We start from the raw sequence: 298 nt of genomic DNA on the forward strand, positions 1-298 counted from the left end.
CGGTAAGCTCGTTACCTGGGCAAGGCAGGAAGGCATTGAACTTCGATATATCCAGCCGGGGAATCCGCAGCAGAATGCTTATGTTGAACGCTACAACCGAACAGTCCGTTATGATTGGTTGAGCCATTATCTTTTCGACTCGATCGCTGAAGTACAGGATTTTGCCACACGCTGGCTCTGGACGTACAACCACGAGCGACCGAACATGGCATTGGGTGGGATAACACCGAAACAGAAGGTGGCCATGGCGGCCTAACCAACTCTACTTATCGCTTCGGTTATAAATGGGGGGATTACC

The 298-nt window shown here is 51.0% G+C and carries 1 protein-coding gene; it reads left to right on the top strand.

Annotated features, from left to right (window positions below; genetic code table 11):
- The coding region (locus tag ACT3TC_RS17160) for an integrase core domain-containing protein (RefSeq protein ID WP_444641167.1) at positions 1 to 256 on the top strand (256 nt) is incomplete at its 5' end.
- Between the last annotated feature and the right edge of the window lie 42 nt (positions 257 to 298).

Origin of the sequence: Halomonas sp. AOP27-A1-41, assembly GCF_052378605.1 — a bacterium.
GTDB lineage: Bacteria > Pseudomonadota > Gammaproteobacteria > Pseudomonadales > Halomonadaceae > Vreelandella > Vreelandella citrativorans.